This is a genomic window from Winogradskyella eximia (genome assembly GCF_003386165.1).
Lineage (GTDB): Bacteria > Bacteroidota > Bacteroidia > Flavobacteriales > Flavobacteriaceae > Winogradskyella > Winogradskyella eximia.
Genome location: NZ_QRDV01000002.1, coordinates 25,893 through 46,192 on the forward strand (window position 1 = coordinate 25,893; position 20,300 = coordinate 46,192).

Annotated in this window: 7 protein-coding genes; 1 reads left to right on the forward strand and 6 read right to left on the reverse strand. The window is 33.7% G+C overall.

The genetic code is table 11. From position 1 onward, the window contains the following. Positions 1-80 precede the first annotated feature (80 nt). Positions 81-4,487, reverse strand: a complete 4,407-nt coding sequence (locus DFQ10_RS05880; protein WP_115816480.1) for a fibronectin type III domain-containing protein — start codon at positions 4,485-4,487, stop codon at positions 81-83. Next, complete coding sequence (locus DFQ10_RS05885) at positions 4,484-5,347, reverse strand: hypothetical protein (RefSeq protein WP_115816481.1); 864 nt, start codon at positions 5,345-5,347, stop codon at positions 4,484-4,486. Before DFQ10_RS05885 ends, DFQ10_RS05880 begins: the two co-directional genes overlap by 4 nt. 570 nt (positions 5,348-5,917) lie before the next feature. On the opposite strand from DFQ10_RS05885, the gene DFQ10_RS05890 reads away from it, so the two are divergent. Next, entirely contained in the window at positions 5,918-6,781 is an 864-nt protein-coding gene (locus DFQ10_RS05890; protein ID WP_245940629.1) for a winged helix-turn-helix domain-containing protein, read from the forward strand. Positions 6,782-6,799: 18 nt separating this feature from the next. Here the strand turns inward: DFQ10_RS05890 and DFQ10_RS05895 are convergent, their stop codons facing one another. The 4 genes from DFQ10_RS05895 to DFQ10_RS05910 form a co-directional block, all read right to left on the reverse strand. Beyond that, positions 6,800-7,783 carry a PorP/SprF family type IX secretion system membrane protein gene (locus DFQ10_RS05895; protein ID WP_115816482.1) on the reverse strand — a complete coding sequence of 328 codons (984 nt, stop codon included), beginning with the start codon at positions 7,781-7,783 and terminating at the stop codon, positions 6,800-6,802. 26 nt (positions 7,784-7,809) lie between these two features. Beyond that, on the reverse strand, positions 7,810-16,023 hold the full coding sequence (locus DFQ10_RS05900) for a T9SS type B sorting domain-containing protein (protein WP_115816483.1): 8,214 nt from the start codon (positions 16,021-16,023) through the stop codon (positions 7,810-7,812). 70 nt (positions 16,024-16,093) lie between these two features. After that, complete coding sequence (locus tag DFQ10_RS05905) at positions 16,094-18,778, reverse strand: PorP/SprF family type IX secretion system membrane protein (RefSeq protein ID WP_115816484.1); 2,685 nt, start codon at positions 18,776-18,778, stop codon at positions 16,094-16,096. A 1-nt stretch (position 18,779) separates the two neighbouring features. Continuing rightward, on the reverse strand, positions 18,780-20,243 hold the full coding sequence (locus DFQ10_RS05910; protein ID WP_115816485.1) for a T9SS type B sorting domain-containing protein: 1,464 nt from the start codon (positions 20,241-20,243) through the stop codon (positions 18,780-18,782). Between the last annotated feature and the right edge of the window lie 57 nt (positions 20,244-20,300).

Here is a 20,300-nt window from a genome sequence, read left to right on the forward strand (position 1 = left end):
CCTGTGGTTTTTTTATTAGTCATATAGAATAGGATAGAATTTACAATTTATATCTTACAAATCGTTTTCGAAAAATAATTTTAATTAATTATTAATTTTTGAGTACGTTTTTCATTGGTATCAGATATTAACTTAATGATATAAATTCCTGATGATAATTGTGAAACATCTATAGAGTTTATTCTAGTACTACTATCTAAATCGTTATTTATAAGCACTCTTCCGTTAAGATCGTACAATTCATAGCTAGTTTCTGTTTGTAACTGCCCTTCAATAATTATTGATTTTTCATTAGGTTTTTTGTAAATACTTAAACCAGCTAAATCTTCTTTAATTAAACCAAGTGTTTCCAATTCAAATCTTAAATAAAAACGGCCAATTCCAGAAATATCGCTTGGTGCTGTAAACGTATAATTTTGGTTAGATAATAAGGTAAACGTATTGGTAAATCTATCTTCTAAATATACTTTAGTAGCATTAGGAAGTGTAGATTCTGAAATAGAAACAGTGACTTCTTCCCCTTGCAACGCATTTACACCAAGTGCTATTATAGTATTATTGATGGTTTGACTTCCTAAAGCTTGAATCGCCATAAATGATTCTGAATTACTTTCTACTAAATTAGAGTAGACTGAGAATTCTGGTACATTGCCTTGAAACATAGCAGCATCATAACCTGGATCTAAACCTGAAGTTGCATTTTCGTTAAAATAAATAGCTGTGCTATAGGCTTCTAAAATTGTATTGTTGATTTGAAGATTAATGTAGCCTTCTGTAGAACCATTATTAGAACTTCTTCCTAATATAAAATCATCTGTTGCTCCTTTTACTCGCATTGCTGGTGTAAAAGATATTGTTCCACCTCCTGATTTTACTTTAACAAAGAATCCTTGTCCTGGCGCAATTAGTTGTCCTGTACTTAGATTATTTAAGATAGTCCATCCGTTAGTCGCATTTCCATCAAATCCATATATTGCTTGATAAGCACCTAAGTCTAACTGTGTTTTATTAAGGTTAAAGAAAGTTGTGAAATCCATATAGGAAGGGTATGGGTTTCCTATTAAATTCCAACCGTTATAAGATCCAGAAGATTCTGTTATTGGTATTGTGAAACTACCTGTTTCTACATTACCCGTAAATGTAATGGTGGTTCCGCTAACACCATCTTCAGCAGCATCTCTTGCAGCTCTATAACCAACACCTTTGTCTAAAGTCGTAGCCGCATTGGTTGTTGTAGAATAGATTTGATAAGATCCTGTTGGCTCACTGAATGGTCCAAATAGTTTTTGTGTAGCATTGTTTGGATTCTCATAAATATTAGGGTTTACAGACGCAAAATCCCCAAAATTTTGACCTGAGAATGGTGATGACACTAAGTCGTTACCGGTAGCACCATTGCTATAAGCATTTATGTGACGTTTATAAGAAACATTTCCGGTACTTGTCCCTTCAACAATTAAACTAGAATATTTAGTAGAAATAGATTCTAAAATTAGATCACCATTATTAACTAAATTTCCATTAACAGTTAAGCTCGCTCCTTCTTCAACAATAACAGATGCTCCACTTAAAATTTCTAAGTCATTAACTTCAACATCTTGATCTGCAGTTATGGTGTAAGTACCATCAGCGATAATCGTATTTTTAGTTCCAGTTGTGTCATTTGGATTATCTGTATTAATCCAAGAGCCGTTGCAATATAAAATTGAGTTAGCAGGTATGGTTACACCACAACTATTGCCAGGTGATAAATATTGAATTAATGTGGCTTTAGTTGTTGTTGCACTGTCGTTGTTACTATTAGCAACACCTCCTCTTCCTCTTAAATGAATGCTTACTAAGTCGTTAGTGCCGTCACTATAAACTTGGACTCTTAAAGCATCTGCTTCTATAGGATCAAAAGTTGGTCCTCCCCATTCAAAAATTCCGTCATCTATCCAGCCACCTTGACCTTGAGCAAGTGTCGTCCAAACTCCATCTTTTCTATAACTTATAATCCACATAGAATCTGCTTGATCTTGGTTAGAATAAGAACCTCCAAATGTTACATAATTCATGTATTTTACATTTGGCCAATTTACTTGCCATTTAAAACCTTCATCTGCAGTAGGCTTTCCTAAATTCTCACCAAAACTAACTCCATATTCGTTGTATGCAGTAACTGTTTTATAATTATCTGTAACTGGATCATATAATATATCTCCAGGCACTCCTCTACCATTAGTTGAAGAGCCATACAATATAGCTTCTGGTAGTAATGCTAAGTTTGAATTATCATCAGGACTATTATCAGGAAGACCTTCTAAACTACATTGACTAGGCGCATCGAAAGCTCTCTCTACAGTGTAATCACATGCTTCAGCTGTAAAATGAGCAGATATATCTACATCTAATCCATCTGCGGCTAAACCCGTAAGGGTTACAGTTTGTGGACTTGTACCAATAGGGAATGATTGTCCATTTACCATTAAAGAACCTGATGCAGGTGGAGAAACATATTCTACAATCAAGTCTTGAGAATACGTATCATCAATATCATTACATATAGTTTGAGTACCAACAGTTACATTTGTAATTGGACAATTTGCATTATAAAAGACAACCAATTTAGGAGAGTTATTTACAGATCCATTTCTAGATTCTGCGACACGTCTACCTGAACCTGAAACAATAAAAGTTACTGCATTTCCTACTTCCCAGCCTGGTTGGGTTATAATTTCATTAATAATAGATTGAAGATAAGGTGAACGTTGTTTATATCCGTTTTGCCCAATATAATCCCATGCTTCAACGTTACTCCAAGCTTCTGAATTAGAGGTTAGTGATCTTGATGAAATATTGTAAGAACTTGAGTTAAAGCCATTACTATCATCTGCTAATTCCCCATGGAAAGTTAAATTTGTCACGTCAGAACTTACCTCATCAGCTTGAAATTGAATATATGCTCGATGAATTGTTGCTCCTTTAGGAATACTAATATTATTAAACCTAAGACCAATAATTTGGTCATAATTAGTTGCATTATCAGTATCGGTCACAAATTCTAAATCGCCACTAGTATAGCTTACAGCTCCAGTTGAAATAAACTCTTCTGCATCATCTCCAGAAGCTATAATTGAATAAGTTTCGTTAGTTGTAGATAATTCATCAACTCCTAGACAATTACAGTTACCGTCTTCTTCGTCATTTACTGTGGTTGGATCATTATCATCACAGGCAACACCTCTTGGTGGGCAATTAACATCTGGTGTATTAGATATTGTTACAACGGCACCTGTTGAAGGTGAAAAAACATTTAAGTTTGCTGGTAGTGTAAATGGATCTGTGTTAGAAACTGATCCAACCGAACTCGCATTACTTACGTCGATTGTTCTTAATTCTATTTTAAGGGCATCTACAAATACGAGCTTAAACTGGTTAAATGATCCAGAGTTTCTTGTCCATGTTTTAACGTCATTTGCTGCTCTTAATGGTGCTCCCCAACAGCCTTCGCCTGTGTAAACAGTACCGTTAATTTGTTCTATAACAAAACCTTCGTCATTTCCAGAATAAGCTGAAGGTTTTACAGGCCAAGTTGTTTTAGCAGTATGAGAATCGCAATCAACGACTAAACGGACACCTTCATCATAGAAAAGTTGAGCCCAAGCATCATATTGATTATTGTTTTCAGCTTTCCATGATACGTGTGGACGCATTGGTTTATGATACTGAGCCATTTTCCATTTCAAGTTAGGAGAAGCTGTAGATAGGTCATTTTCTAACCATGTTTTTTGATCACCTAAAACTGAAATTTCGGAATTTAAGGTGTAAGCTTTTATTAAATCATTACCAAATGTTACAGAATAATAAGAATCAGCATTAGGTGTGTCAAATAATTTGTAAATAGTTTCAGAATCTGTTTCGTGATTTCCTCTAGCAGGTATAATTGGGAACATTCTTCCATCACTTGCTATAGTTAATTGCCAATCATCAAACCAATCTTGCCATTCCCCAGATCCATTAGTATCCGTCATGTCTCCTGCAAAGAATATACCATGCGGTTTTAATTTAGAAACTAAAAGATTGGCAGCTTGTCTAGGTGTTCTATTGTTTCTAGAGTCTCCACCTGCAATAAAAGATAAACGACTAAGATCGTTCGGTGCTGTTCTAAACCAAAAACGTTGACTCGTACTATTGCTATCATTTATAACAAAATAATAGTTGGTGTTTGGAGTTAAGCCAGTAAGTCTTACAAAGCGATTATCCATGCCTTTGAAAGATTCTGTTCTATCAACGGTTTTAGTATTAGTGTATAATGTATGGTCTGTACCATGATCCATTGTATCATAATAAACAACTGGTGAAGTGCCTGATATCTGATTCCAACCAATGGTAATCGTAGTAGATGGATCATCCATTATCATAATACGATATTTATCATTATTAGCAAAACCTAAAGAAATACTCAATAAGAGTAGTAGATAGGTTAAATGTAATTTATATGTCATGCTACGCGTATTTTAGGGGTTGTTTTGTTCATTTCTAGCAAAAGAACTATTAAGGGGATAATTCCATGTGCCAATCTGTAAACTGTTAGATAGGCAGAACCATGAATTGAACTTGATATAAAATCTATATTAAAACCAGATACTATTCTGGCAAAAGCTGTGGCAAAGCCCCAAATTATCATATACCATAATGCATATTTAGATAACTTAGGAACAAATAATAAAAGCGCACATAAAACATCTAAAAAGCCAACAACAAATAAAAATTGTGTGGCTTGAGTTTCATTAACACCAAGAATTATAATTGTCATATCTATAAAATGACCAGGACGATACGGAAATCCCATAGCTAATAAACCATGAGGAATAAAGGTGAGGCCTATGGCAATCTTTAAACCATTGATTAATTTTTTATTATTTGAATCTATTCTAATATTTTTCCATAACAGAAATGGTGCCGATAATTGAATGCTCATTTCAAAAAGTTGCAGAAAATCATAGTTTCTATCTTTTACCATACATATTCCAAGAAGGATTAATAGAAAAAGACCTAATCCCATTATAAAACGTTTTGGTTTTATCCATTTTATTTTGTCCCAAAACAAACTGAACAAAGCGGCTATTAAGAATATTAAACTATTAAGTTTTGTGAATCTTTCTATCCAACTATCTACTGTTGTGCTTGTTGCGTAGTCATACCATGTATAATTAAAAAGACCTTCGACAATAGGAGTTAATAAACTCTCATCCCATAGAATAGCTCTATATGGACCACCAAAAAAATACAACTGATATGCTCTACCGATAAAAACGGTAAAAGCACATATTTTAATGAGTGATATTAATTTCAGTTTATTCATACGGAGCGGTTAAAATTAGCCATTTCAATACCAAATAAATTTTATAATCGACTAATTGAATATAAATCCTTTGAATTGGTGAATTTTAACAAATTATGCTTTCTTAAACCCTTTAAAACATTGAATTTACAATTAAAAAATACGATTCAAGTTTATATAAGTTTACTGATTTTTAGAGTCAAATATTTCAGTGAAGTCACAACCTTTAGTCACTTATTTGATGAACTACAATTTTATACGTTAAACGTATCAATTATTCTAAAACTCTAACATTTAAAATTTAGAATAATAAAGAATTAATAAGACAATTATATTGTCTGTTAACATATACATAAGTGATTCTATTTAAAGCAAAAATAATAGATAGTTTTAATTTTTTAAATATTGTGTTAAGTGACTGTATTTTAGATTTTTAATAGCTTCTATTTAATACATTAATTGGGCGCGTTTTTTGATTATAAATAGAATAAAGTAAGAGATCAAAAATTTCAAAAAGTGTCAAAAAAATGTAAAATAACTGTCAACTCTTCTAAATTGTCACAGAATTGTATGTTATTTACATTAATATATATGAAGCGTATTCTCTTTTACTCAATAGAAAAAATATTTATTTGCTTAGTAATTGTTTTGTTATCTTCTTGTTCTTCTGTAGAGCACGAAGATTTTTCTAAGCGTACTAAAATAGCATTGCGAGATGTTGGTAATCAATTGTTGTTATCTAATCAAGATTCTACATCTCTAATATTGCCGGTTTTGGAATTAAACTCAAATACGTTTCAAATATCTTTTAGTAATCCTTTAGCTTTTGAGCCAAGTACTTTGGTGTCTATAATTCAAAAAAGTTTTAAATCTGCACAGTTACCAGAACAGTATAGGGTAGAGGTTTTACAATGTAATGATTTAGAAGTTGCTTATAGCTATCAAATTACTGATAATAAGGAAAGAACAATTATTCCTTGTTCTGGCAGACATTTACCAAACGCTTGTTACTTGATAGAGATACAATTTACAAATAGACCATTAAGTTTTGAAAACCATCAATTGATTTCTTTTACTATTATTTTTCTTGGACTATTAGGTATTGGGTATTTATTTTTTAATAAAACAAAAGATAAAAGGTTGAAATCAGAAAATGGAGTCAGCGAAAAAATAGGCAGTTATTACTTTTATCCAGAACAAAATAAACTCGTTAAGGAAGAAAAAGAGATCGCTTTGTCTAAAAAAGAATGCGAATTATTAGCCCTTTTTGTAGCACACCCAAATCAAATTATTAAACGTGATGAACTTACCAAACGTGTATGGGAAGATAATGGCGTTTTTGTCGGTAGAAGCTTAGATACATATATCTCGAAACTACGAAAGAAACTGAAATCAGATACCTCCGTAAAATTAACTAATGTGCACGGAGTAGGATATAAGTTAGAAATAGACTAGCAATAAAAATCCTAAATATTATCTATAATAACTCTGACTCGTTCCTCTTGTACAAGCACAATTGCTTACACCTTGTAAAAAATCTATTCCTATAGTTACCATGTGTGTACCAGAATTATAGCCAGATAAATCGTTTATGGTGAGTTGATAAGAATATGCAAAAAACCACTTGTTAAATGTAATTCCAGCCATCGGACCAACATTTAAAGGTTTAAAAAACTGATCATTAAGAAAACGGTAAGATGCTCCAACAAAATAATAATCACCTTTTCTGTTAAACTTCCTGTACTTAAAATTTACGTCTGTGCTAGAACGTTTATCACTATCAAACATTTGAAAAAATAAAGATGGCTCAAATTCCACATCTTTATTTTGCTTACTTTTTATAACCAGACCTGTATATAATTGATAATTTAATAATTGAATTGGTTCTACTCCTTCATATTTATCAATATCTTTTTTCATGATGTTATTAGCATTCAAACTCAAATAGAATGCTTTCCATCTGTATAAAATACCAGCATCAAAGTTGTTATTTGAAAGACCTCTGTCGTTTGTAATCGCAGGATCTAATATTGGAATTTCATAAGTGGTATTAAAGTCTTCAATAGCTACTCTAAAGTTATTAATGTTATAAGATAATCCAAAAGATAGATATTGCTTAGATTTATAATCTAAAGTTAAGTGATGCGCAAACGAAAATTTAACCCCTTTTTGAATTGTATTTCCATTTCTATCATTGTAAGCTGATATTCCAACACCAGAACGATTTCCTATTCTAAAATCACCATAAACGGATTGATTATCAGGTGCGTTTTTTATCCCAACCCATTGCGTTAATCCGTTGGCTCTAATTTTTAGATTATCTCCAATTCCTGCATAAGTAGGTGATATAACAAAATCATTATCTGCTAAGTATTGTGTAAATACAGGTAAGTTTAATTCTTGTCCATAACTCTGTGCAAGGACCAAAAAAAGAATATATAGTGTGATTTTTTTCATAATGTTATCTTTTTGTGTTCTTGCTATTATCTGTATAGTGTAAAATGTCCAACAAATTCTTTATCATGTGACGAGTCATTTGTTTTAACAACAAACCAATAATCTCCCATCGGTAATTCTTTGCCATTATATTTACCGTCCCAAACTTCACCAACATGATATTGGGCTACTTTTCGTCCGTAGCGATCAAAAATATCGTAGGTTAGGTTCGGATAATTTTCTGTACAACCAGGAGACCAAGTATCGTAAGAACCATCTCCGTTTGGCGTAAACCAGTTTGGAATACAAATATCCTCAAACTCTAATTCTATTTGTGCTGTAGCATAGCAACCAGAGCTATCAGTTACGGTTACAGTATACAGACCTGATTCAAAAATGATATAAGAATTTGTATCACCATAATCTTCGTCGTTCATTGTAAATTGATATCCACCTTCACCACCTGAAGCCGTCGCTATAAATTCGTTAAGCTCTCCTTCTGTTAAGGTTAAGGTAATTGGATCAGTTGCTTCAATATCGAAGAATTCTGTAGATTGAATACAGCCATTAGTATGTCTAACTTCTATAATATGATCTGTCCCTACAGGTACATTATAAAAGATGTTACTTTCTTGATAAGTTCCACCATTTAATGAGTAATCTAATTGAGAAAGATCTTCAATAGAAGCATCAACTGTAACCGTAACCGCATTTCCTTGTGTATTATTTTCACAAATGTTTTCAATTAAAATCTCTGGTAAAATGCTAACTGATTCTGGGAATGTAATATTCCACTCAGATTCGCAACCTTCAGCATCTCTAACAAACACAATATGGTCTCCACCAACTAAATCTGTAAAATCAAATTCGGTTTGTGTAGCATTTCCTGTTGTATAGACTCCTTCGTAATCGTCTAAACTTACACTATATGGCAATGTTCCTCCAGAAATAGCGATACTAAATTCTCCATCAGCATTTCCTGTACAAACTTCAGGGAAGAAAGAATCTGCCACGATACTTAATATCACAGGATCTGGTTCAGAGATTTCGAAGTTAAATGTTAAATAACATCCTAATTCATCTTGAACAATGATTTCGTAATTTCCTGGAGATAAATTTTCAAACGTATTTGTCTCAAAAAACTGATTGAGTTGTGGTGAGATAGCATATCTAATAGTTCCAGTACCTCCCGTAGCTGTAATTTCAACCATTCCGTTATTATTCCCTGCACAACTTACATTGTTTACAATAATAGTGGCATCAATCGGAGCATCTGGTTCTGTAATACTAATTGGTGCAGATGTGGCTTCACAATCTCCACTTTCTACATACACTACATAGTTTCCGGCAAAGAGTTCTGTGAAATATCCAGGTGTCGTTTGAGTCGCTGTTACAGGATTTCCTAAATTATCTTGTAACGTGTAAGTGTAATTACCTAAGCCACCTATAGCAGTTGCTAAAATTGATCCGTTGTTGTCTCCAGCACAATTAATAGTTGGGTTAGAGGATTGTAAGGTTACCTCTAAAGTTGGTAATGGATCTACAGTAATTTCATTAGAAATATTGGTAACACAACCGTTAGCGTCTCTTACAAAATAAGAATAAGTACCATCTGAAACATTAAACGTTGTTGAGGTTGAGAAAGTTCCTAAAATTGGTGTAAATGAGGCATTTTCACTATAAGAATATATACCAGTACCACCTGTAGCACTTAGAGTTAATGTAGATTCTGTTAAACAAGTTTGTGTTGTTGTTCTTACTAGGCTCGCTTCAATAGGAGTTGGCTCAGTAATAACAATGTTAACAGAAGAAAACTCACAATCAAAACCATCCGTAATTCTTACAAAATAAGTACCAGGACCTAAGTTTTCAAATACATTAGAGGTTTGAGGACCAGAAACACTTGGTGTTGGTAGAAGAGTATTTAAAGTATACGTGTAATTTGTGCCTTGTCCACCAGTAACATTAGTAATAGTAATGCTTGCATCTTGATCTCCAAAACAAGATAAAACAGTTGTATTTGGAGTAAAGGTAGCATTGATAGGTGTTGGTGTTTCTAAAGTGATCGTTTCCGAAACGATACAACCTCCTGCATCCATAACGTTAACAGTATAGTCGCCAGCTGAAAGACCTGTAAATGATCCGTTAGAAGAATAGGCAACTGTAGCATCACCTGTTAATTCATATTGATAATCTCCCCAACCACCTGTTGCAACAGATGTAATTGTACCTTCATTGTCATTACAAGTTACGTTTGAAGTTTCCGAAACACTAAGTGTCATAGCTTCTAATGGTGATACAATAGTAACATTTGTGATTGCCGAACAGAATGGAATATCAGTTTCTGTAATTTCTACAGTAAATGTTCCTGCTTCCATACCAGTTACTGTTTCAGGATTAGTAGAGGTGTTAGCATTTACAATTCCTGTAACAGATGTTCCTGAGCTATTAAATACTTCATAAGTATACGCTCCAGAATAATTTTCAATATTGATATCAAATGATCCTGAGTTGTCACCAAAACAAGTAATTTCATTTGGAGTTAATGTAAATACAGGAGATACAGCTTCAGAAACTGAAATTGAAACGTCTTCAGTACAAGAGGTTACTGTATCTGTGATAGTTATGGTATAACTTCCAGATGGTACACCAGAAAAAACATTTCCTGTAATACTAATAGAAGCTGGGTTTGGAAGAATGCTGTAAGCATACGATCCAGATCCACCAGAACCTGTAATGGTAATTTCACCATCATCATTATTACAAGATGGTAATGCTGTAATTTCTGGAGTTAAAGCAATAGGAGCTACAACATTTAAAGAAACGGTGTTACCACAACCATTGATATCTTTTATAGCTACAGTATGTGTACCAGAATATAAGTTTGAAATTGAAAAAGGAAAGGTTTGAGTTTGAAACGCACCTCCATTAATACTCACACTGTAAGGTGGTATTCCAACCATATCTAGTGTCACGTCTATTTCAAATTCACCTTCTACAACCGTACATTGATTGTTTATAGTTGCTGAAATAGCAGGTGTTGGATCCATGTCTAAAACTTGAACAGGACTAGTAACAATACAATTATAAGCATCAATAACATGAACATAATAACTTCCTGCATCCATATTAAATGTACTTGAAGTATCCCAAGCAGTATCAGTAGCAAGAGGAGCAGAAGCAGAGGTTGTTATTTGATATTGATAAGGAGGTGTTCCGTTTGAACCTATAGCACTTATAACACCAGAATTGGCTTCACAATTTGCATTGTTATCTATTGAAACAGCTAATTCTAAAAGAAATGCAGATTCAGTAATATTAAATGGAACTGTTACAATACCACAACCAGCATTAGAGCCAGAGGTTTCGCTAATAGAAACAAAATAGTTTCCAAAAGCTAATGGTCCTAAATCTGTTACAGTTATTGAACCATTTGCTGGCACAGTACCAGAATTTGATATACCAGTTGAAGTTAAACTTAAAGAATCAAAAATTTCATAATTAACATCTACAGCATTAGCATAAATACTGTTAACTGTAAATGATACATTACCATCTGCACTACCAGTACAAGTAATGTTATTAGCACTAACCGCTGTTGCTGTTAATGTAGAACTTGTAGGAATTGGCACAGTTGCAGGCTCATAATAACTACAGTTTGTAGATTGGTCATACACAATAAATGTATAAAGTACTCCAGGTATTAGACCAGTAAATGTAGCAGACTCACTTCCTAGAGAATCTTCTGCTAACCATGTACCTGCAGGATATACTGTACTTGGACCTTCATAAATACTAAAGAAAAATGGTCCAGCACTAGTTAAAGTTGAGCCTATACTTACTTCGGCTTCTCCACCTGTAGAACAATCAACTGTAGCAGTAATATCAATATTTAAATCTGTTGGAGGTGAAGCAACCAATACATCTTGAACTAATACAGAACAACCATTTGCATCAACTACGTTAATTTGGTATAATCCAAAATCAACAACATCAAAGCTTACAGATGTTGAACCTATATTATTAAGTTCAGAATTTGAATACCCATTTGTTCCTGTTACAAAATAGTTATAAGGTGATGTTCCTCCAACAACTGAGTTGATAATAACAGAACCTTGAGAAACTCCTCCAATATCACATGTAATATCCACAGCGTCATAATCTACAATGATAGCATCTGGTTGGTTAATGATTACGGTTTCGGTTGCAGTACAAGATTTTGAATCTGTAACTGTAACAGTATATGTACCTGCTGGCAGACTAGATGTTTGTGTCCCAAAATCTGTTCCAGTAGTATCATTATTCACATTAATAACAAAAGGAGGTGTGCCTACTGAAGTATCAATTGTAACCTCAATAGCTCCATTAGTATCTCCATTACACAAAATAGGTTGAGTTTGAACAACTAAACTCAAAGCAGGTAATGATAATGGGTTCACTGTAATTATTGATGATTCTGCAGTACAACCGTTTGCATCTGTAATTTGAAGTTGGTATGTTCCTGCCGTTCCAGTTGAATAAGTGAATGGTGTTCCGGTTGCACCTAAAGACGTGAAAGCGCCTCCGTTAATTGATACCGCATGTGTATATGGTGCAGGACCAGTAATAGTTCCTGTAATTACCGCATCTGGTGAAGCTGTACAATCCAAGTCTTCCGTTAAAACAACAGCTAAAGTTGGAGTAGGTATAGGGTCAATGGTATAAGATTCACTATAAACACAATCATTTTCATCTTTTACTTGAAATGTGTAAGTTCCAGGTTCTAAACCTGAAAAGTCAGTAGAGGTTTGATAAGTCGTTGTTGCCGAAGCAGGTGCTGTAATTTGATATTCTAATGTTCCTATACCACCAGTTGTTCCAGTAATTGTAACTGTTGCTGCATTTGAAGGACAAGTTACAGGTGAATTATCAAACATTAAATCCGTTGGAGGATTTAACGCTTCAACTGTTATTTGATTCATTGCAGAAGAACATCCGCTAGCATCTTTTACAATGACAGTATATGTTCCTGCTGATAAATTATTAAAACTGTTACTGTTCTGAAAAGTTACACCATCAATACTGTAAGAATATGGTGAACTTCCTCCGGTTACTCCTGTTACAGTTATAGTTCCATCTGAGATACAAGTATATGGTGCAGATAATGTCGCAGTTCCTACTATAGCAGCTGCTGAATTTATAGCAATCGTTTGTGGAGTTGTTTCACAAACATCAGTGCCAGAAGTGTATTGTAATACAACATCATAATTTCCTACAGCTAATCCTGTAAATACATTTGAATTAACAAAAGTACCTCCTCCGTCAATACTATAAGCTATACTATTTCCATTAGCATTAGTTACATTAACTGTTAATGCTCCAGAATTGTCAGCATCAGCACATGCAATATCTGTTACATCTACTGTGAAATCTGGCTGAGAAATGGCATCAACATCTATTGTTACTTCTGTACTACAGTTATTAGAATCGGTAACTAAAACAGTATAGAGTCCTGCAGAAGTGACTACAATTTGAGGTACAGACTGAAAATCAGTCGCGCCATTTACGAAGTAATAGTAAGGTGGTGTTCCTCCAACCGGGTAAACTGTAAGCTCTCCATCGGTACAGTTTAGAGGACTTGTTAGAGCTATGGTTGCTGTTAATAAAGGTGGTTCAACAATTGTGATGTCTTCAGTAAACGTACAACCATTTTCAGATTCAATTGTGGCAGTATATGTTCCAGGATTTAAATTTTGAAACGTATAATTATTGTCCATAATTGGACCAACACTATTTACCACAGTTGCTCCCTGAGATATTGAAAATAAATATTGAGGATCTACATCATTAGCCGATAAATGAATACTTCCTTTATCGTCATGACAAAGTGGTTGCGTTACAGTAGCAGAACCGGTAAACTCACGATCTCTAATTTGAACACTAGGAACTGTAAATACACAAGGATTGGTAGATATACCTACTTGTCTCACATAGATTGTATACGTACCAGCTGTATCCACAGAAAATACATTACTAGATTGAAAGTTTGTTCCATCTATACTGTATTCGTAACCTGATGGCACATTATTCACAGTAATACTCCCATTTGTGTTACAGATAATATCGGTAGCTTCAACTGTTGGGTTTAATACGTTTTCATAAACATTAAAGTAAAACTGAACAAAACAACCACCTGGATAATTAATTGTTATACGGTATTGTCCGGCTGTATCTACTAAAAATCCAGATTCACTTGGAATAGCATTCCATACACAATCTGTATTTTCATTGGCACAATCTGAATCTGAAACAGCATCACAACTTGTTTCATCAAGTACTTCCCAAATTATAGAAGTAGAATCTGAAATATTAGTTTGTATGACTCTTGAATCATCTGCACCACACAAAAATATATTTGGTAATAATTTACCATCATTAGGACACACAACCACTTCATCTGCGTATGGTATCACAGGGTTTGTAGTGTTAGCACCAAAAAGCTGCACATTAAATTGTTGTACAATAGATTGACAGGGTGCAATTGCTGTGTTGTATGAATAATATGTTCCTGTTTCAGTAACGGTTATTGTTTGTGAGTTTCCAATAACAGGAGTTCCAGTTGGGCTAGTAGACCATGCATAAGAATCATAACCATCAGCAGCTGTTAATACTAAACTATCTCCACAAAGAATTTCACTGTATTCAAAAGAACAGTCAAGGTCTGCCAAAAAGTTTGTGGCCTGAGGTGTAATTAAACAACCTGTATTGGTACTTAAACTTGGGTCATCCGTGATGGTAAAATCTGGATTGATAGTTCCTTGATACGTAGCAAAAGCTTGATTGTTTATAATATTAGAACACGCATCTTCTAGCTGACCACAATCGTCAACCACTTGTACTTCAATACGTATTTCGTATACAGGATCATTCTCTTCAACCAAAGAATCATCAATACTTAAAACTAGTTCTCTTGTTGTTGGATTATAACTAACAACTGTTACACCAGTTGGTAAGACTAAGTCTGTTGGATGATTGTATATAATATTGATAGGAAGAACATCTCTAATCGTAAAGTTAGTAGCATCGTCATTTCCTGTATTTTGAAAACCAATCACATAATTTAAAGAGGATCCTAAGCCTACAAGTTCTCCTCCAATATCATTTCCTAAATCGTCTTCAACAATTTTTGTTAGTACAATATTAGGAGCAATAATCTCAATAGCAAAAGCACTAAAATAGTAATAGTAGATATCTAAGTTACTACCTAAACTAATATTAGCTGAGGTTGCATTATTAGCAATAAGTGAATTCCCTGGATTTGGAATATTAATGATACCAGCATCAAAACCTAAAGTATTAGAACTGTTTGGTGTTCTGTTGGTAAATAATTCTGAGGTGTTTGTTACAGGATTAATATCTGAAACAGAACTATTAAAAAAGTTATTACCAGGACGTATTGTTGTACCAGCATTATTTGTTACACTAATTGTACTTCCATTAAGTCTTAAATAATCACCAGAATAACCTCTATCACCTTCAATTGTACTAAAAGCAAATTTTGCACGTACAGGACCTGTTGGTATAGTGTTAAAGCCACTTACAGGAAAAGTCTCATTAATAGAACTTGTAATTTTTGTAAACCCATCAAAAGAAGTAATGTACTTACTTGGCAAAAGTGGATCTTCATAAACTACAAATAAAGACCAACCAGCTGAAAGACCTTCTGAATTTGGTTTTGGACCTACTAAAGTTGAAATATTAGCAACAGAATATGTGCCTTCCGGATCTGGTAAAGCGGTAAGCATATCTGTTACATCATGATAATAGGCATATGTATTTGATTGATTATTGTTAGTAGCATTTTGATAGTAGATCTCGGTTCCTGTTATATCTTCATAGGCACCTCCTGGTACTTTAAATTTGATATCAGAAATTGGCTCGTCTCCATCAACTACAGCACTCCAATATAAACCAGCATAAACGATAACATAACAGCTATCGTCACTTGGTACATCTAAGTCTGCACTACTGGAGTTAAATGTACTAGAGTCGCCATCTATATCTACATAAACTGCGGCATTTACTCCATCATTGGTAGAATTTCCATTGTATGGGTTAGAAACATGTAATCCCACATTACTGTTTCCTATTAGAAGGATGTCTCCTTTTATGGCTTGATCGTATCTTGGCGAAAATGGCACAAGGTTCTGAGCAAACATTTGCTGTCCGATTATTAGGAATAGGACAATTTGGGCTATTCTAGAAAAAGTAGGTTTTTTCATGATATTTTAATTTATGTCTTCACTTTTTTCCTCAGGGCAGAGAAGAAAGTAAAGGCTGGCTTAACACTTATTAATTTTCAATTTTTACTATTGACATTTTTCCATTGTATGGTCTATTTCCTTTAGATTCTAAGGCTTTATTAGCATTTCCGATATCCTCGAATTTATCATAGAATATATAATATTTACTTGTTGCAACATCGTGGAAGAAATCAACATCCGTTCTGCCAGAGGCAACCACATTAGTTAAAAATTCATTTCTTCTTTTTGTATCACTATGCACTGCAATGATTAGGTAATAACCGCTATCAACATTATCTATATTTTTTAAAATTTTAATGTTATTTCCTAAAGGTTCCCCAAAGTCAAAATCGGTTTCTTTTAAAGGTTCATCGCTTAATACTGTAGTTTGCTTTATATTATTAAGCATGGCTCTGTCTTGACTATATCTATCTTCTTCATTATTAAAAGCAGCACGTTTAATACGTCTTCTTTTTTCAACTTCCGTTGCTATTCTAATAGCATCAAGCTTTGTGTTTAATTGTGCATTTACTTCATTAGCTTTTAATTGTTCGGCTTTTAATCGTTTAATTTCCTTTTTATAAAATAATGCAACTTCATCTAATCCGTAGGTACTGTTTGCAATACGATCTTCATAAAGTTTATTTAAATCATCAATTTTTTCGCTTCTTGATTTTATAATGTTTTCTAAATCAACCTTAATTGCGTTAAGTGCATTGTTTTCTGCAGTAACACTTTTAAATGGTTTTGGTTGTACTGTAATACCTTGATCGCTTAAATCATTTTCTTCTTTTAAATCTTTTAGATCTTGATCCTTAATGGCAACAATATCATCGAATTGTTTTAGTAATTCGTTTTGTACAGCTTTAGAGTCTTCAGTTGAGTTTGCAATAGTTTGCATAGACTTAGCTAACTCATCCGTAGGGTTTGAAATAATATCATCGTTGTTATTTTCCTCTGCTAATAGTTTTGCTTGTGCTTCAGCTTTAGCTTTTTGTTCTGCTAATAATTTTGCTTGTGCATCAGCTTCAGCTTTTTGTTCTGCTAATAGTTTCGCTTGTGCATCAGCTTCTGCTTTGGCTTTTTGTTCTGCTAATAATTTTGCTTGTGCATCAGCTTCAGCTTTTTGTTCTGCTAATAGTTTCGCTTGTGCATCAGCTTCTGCTTTGGCTTTTTGTTCTGCTAATAATTTTGCTTGTGCATCAGCTTCAGCTTTTTGTTCTGCTAATAGTTTCGCTTGTGCATCAGCTTCTGCTTTGGCCTTTTGTTCTGCTAATAATTTTGCTTGTGCATCAGCTTCGGCTTTGGCCTTTTGTTCTGCTAATAGTTTTGCTTGTGCATCAGCTTCAGTTTTTTGTTCTGCTAATAGTTTTGCTTGTGCATCAGCTTCAGCTTTGGCTTTTTGTTCTGCTAATAGTTTTGCTTGTGCATCAGCTTCTGCTTTAGCTTTTTGCTCGGCTAATAGTTTTGCTCTTGTTTCTGCTCTTTCAGCCGCTTTTTTATCTGCTTCAATTTTATCAAGCTCAGCCTGTACTTCAGCTAATTCTTTTGCTTGTTGTTCTTCAATTAACTTAGTTTGAGCTTCATTATCTTGTGCAGTCTTTTTCTGTTCTGCTAATGCTTTAGCTTGAGACTCAGTTTCTGTTTGTAATTTTGCATTTTGCTCAGTTAATGTGTTAGCTTGTGTATTAGTTTTACGTTTAGATGTATTAGAGGTTTTATTATTTGCCACTCTTGATTTAGACGTTTTTGAAACGCGACGTCTTTTGTTTCCACTAGAAAGAATACTACTTACCTCGTCTTCTCGGCTATAATCATAATAATTATTATTTATGAATCTGTAAGCTAATGTGATTTCATGTGAAGATCCAAAATTGTTTAAGTCTCCAAAGGCTTTTTCATAATTATACTCTAGAGCAATTTGCTTTGTGATGTTAATACCTACACCAGCTGAAGCTCCATAAAGTGTGTTGTAACCTGCTTGTGCCCAAATACCCTTAGGTACTGTAACCATAGCAACACCAGAAATGATGGTTTCATCTTTCTGAAAATCTGATCGTAATAAAGCCGTAAATTTACTATTGTCAAAAAATCCTCTGCTACTCATGTACCCTGTGTACATAAAATGAGCTTGAATGCTTTGTTGTGGATTATCTTCAACTAAGAGAGAAGATTCAAAATTATATAAAGCTAAATTTTTAAATGACAATCCGAAATCTAAAAATTCTGTTCCGTAGTTAATGCTAGGATTAATAGATAGTAAGAAATTTTCTGGAACATTTTGTAAGGATGGATCTTCAAAATTTGTAACAACATTACCTGTATTTACACCACTTTTATAAGCACCAATATTGATACCAAAAGTTAGGTTACTATCTTGACCTAATCTTGCATTGTATGCAAAATTCAAAATACCACCAAAGGTGGTAAGTACTCCATAATTTTGTTGAAACAATCCTAATCCTGCACCAATATTTTCTCCAAAACGACCAGAGTAACTTGCCAAATAGGTGAGTGGTGCGTTATCAAAAGACACCCATTCTCTTTTGTTATAGATGCTTACATATTTTGTTTGTTCTCTTACAAAACTGAATGTTGGGTTTAAAGTATATTTATTAAAGGTTAGAGAATTACGAGTTGGTATTGCAAGCGAAACCACTCCGTCATCTTCTTGAGAGTAGAATGTCTGTGTAAAACAGATACATAATATAAAAAGTAAAAAACGTGCTTTCATATTATTTTACTACGGTTATTGAACCTTTTTTAATTTTATTATCTTCTGTGGTTATGATGTAATAATACACCTGATTTATGCTGGTTAAGTTGAGATCGGTTTCTGGCCAATTGTTTTGATAATCATTAGTCTTTAATACTACTTCACCACGATTAGTCATAATAATCACTTCAGTATTTGTGCCACTTACATAAGCTGGTGGAATAATCCATGTATCATTAATTAGATCTCCATTAGGACTAATAAGGTTCGGTATTTTTTCTACATCAGGAAAAAGATCTAATGCTTCTTCTACGGTAAACAAATATTCTATTGAAGCTTCGCAACCAGTAGTTTCTGAGATGATGACACTATAGTCACCAAATTCTGTCGCTTCAAACGAAGATTCAGTTGCACCTGAAATTATAGTATTGTTTAAATACCAATTATAATTTGGGTTTTGAGCTGTTGAGGTTACATTAACAAATAATGATTCACCTGACAAAATCTCATTATATTCTGGCACATCAATTGAACTTTCAAATAACTCGCTTACTAATTCTATACTACCAGAAGCAGAACAATCTCCTAAATCTACTTGTACTGAAAAAGTTGCTGATTCATTAGTTTGATACATTTGACTTGTAGCATCTGGAATAATGTTTCCGTTTTTAAACCATTGGTAGCTATTACCTCCTATAGTACTTAAAGTGGTATAACCTTGTTCAGGACAAAATGGATTACCTAAGCTTGAGGCTATAGTAGCATTGGCTTCACCAGAAATGGCTTCACTGATAGTAACACGATTAGAGAATGAATCTGAAGTACAACTTCCGTAATTGGTTTTTACAAAATAAGTACCATTTGTGTTTACAGATAACGTTGGTCCATCTGCTACATATGCTGAGGTTGTTGGACTTGTTTCTTTATACCACTTATATGTAAGGTTAGGATATTGTAATGGAGAATCATTAGTTCCGTTGCCAGGATTATCTATAGTTAATAAGTAGCTACCACCTGTACAAAAGGCACCAGTAGAAACTAAATTATTAATAGTAAATGGTGAATCCTGAATTTTATAATAAGCAGCAAATGCTACCGACTTAGAACTTGTTGCTATAGGAGCACTACTTTTAATTCGAATTTTATAATTTTCTCCAGCTGTTGTGTTTGGTATTGAGAATTCTAATGTTGCTGGTGAAACTGTAACTGATCCTGCTGCTGATGTATATATTGTAGTTGCATTAGTAAAATCACCATCCGCATCAGACATTTCAATGCTAAACTGGTTAGAAGAATCTAAAGCAGATTCTGGTGAAAAAATAAACGTAGTAGTATAAGTGTTAAATGATGCGCTTGCACAAGCCTGACTAAATCCTAAATTTGGCGTACCAATAACTATTTGCGCATTGGCACGTTCTGACATGGAAATGGCAACAAGGCATACTGCAAATATTATTTGTGATAGGTAGGTAGGTTTAAGCATTAGGTTTAGGGGTTGTAGTTTTAGTCTATAAGCTGTTTGGGGTTTGAGTTTAAGGTT

What these genes read in the sequence shown, in the direction of transcription:
- DFQ10_RS05880 (WP_115816480.1), bottom strand. Translation starts at nt 4,487, where the DNA reads ATGACATATAAATTACATTTAACCTATCTACTACTCTTATTGAGTATT.
- DFQ10_RS05885 (WP_115816481.1), bottom strand. Translation starts at nt 5,347, where the DNA reads ATGAATAAACTGAAATTAATATCACTCATTAAAATATGTGCTTTTACC.
- DFQ10_RS05890 (WP_245940629.1), top strand. Translation starts at nt 5,918, where the DNA reads ATGAAGCGTATTCTCTTTTACTCAATAGAAAAAATATTTATTTGCTTA.
- DFQ10_RS05895 (WP_115816482.1), bottom strand. Translation starts at nt 7,783, where the DNA reads ATGAAAAAAATCACACTATATATTCTTTTTTTGGTCCTTGCACAGAGT.
- DFQ10_RS05900 (WP_115816483.1), bottom strand. Translation starts at nt 16,023, where the DNA reads ATGAAAAAACCTACTTTTTCTAGAATAGCCCAAATTGTCCTATTCCTA.
- DFQ10_RS05905 (WP_115816484.1), bottom strand. Translation starts at nt 18,778, where the DNA reads ATGAAAGCACGTTTTTTACTTTTTATATTATGTATCTGTTTTACACAG.
- DFQ10_RS05910 (WP_115816485.1), bottom strand. Translation starts at nt 20,243, where the DNA reads ATGCTTAAACCTACCTACCTATCACAAATAATATTTGCAGTATGCCTT.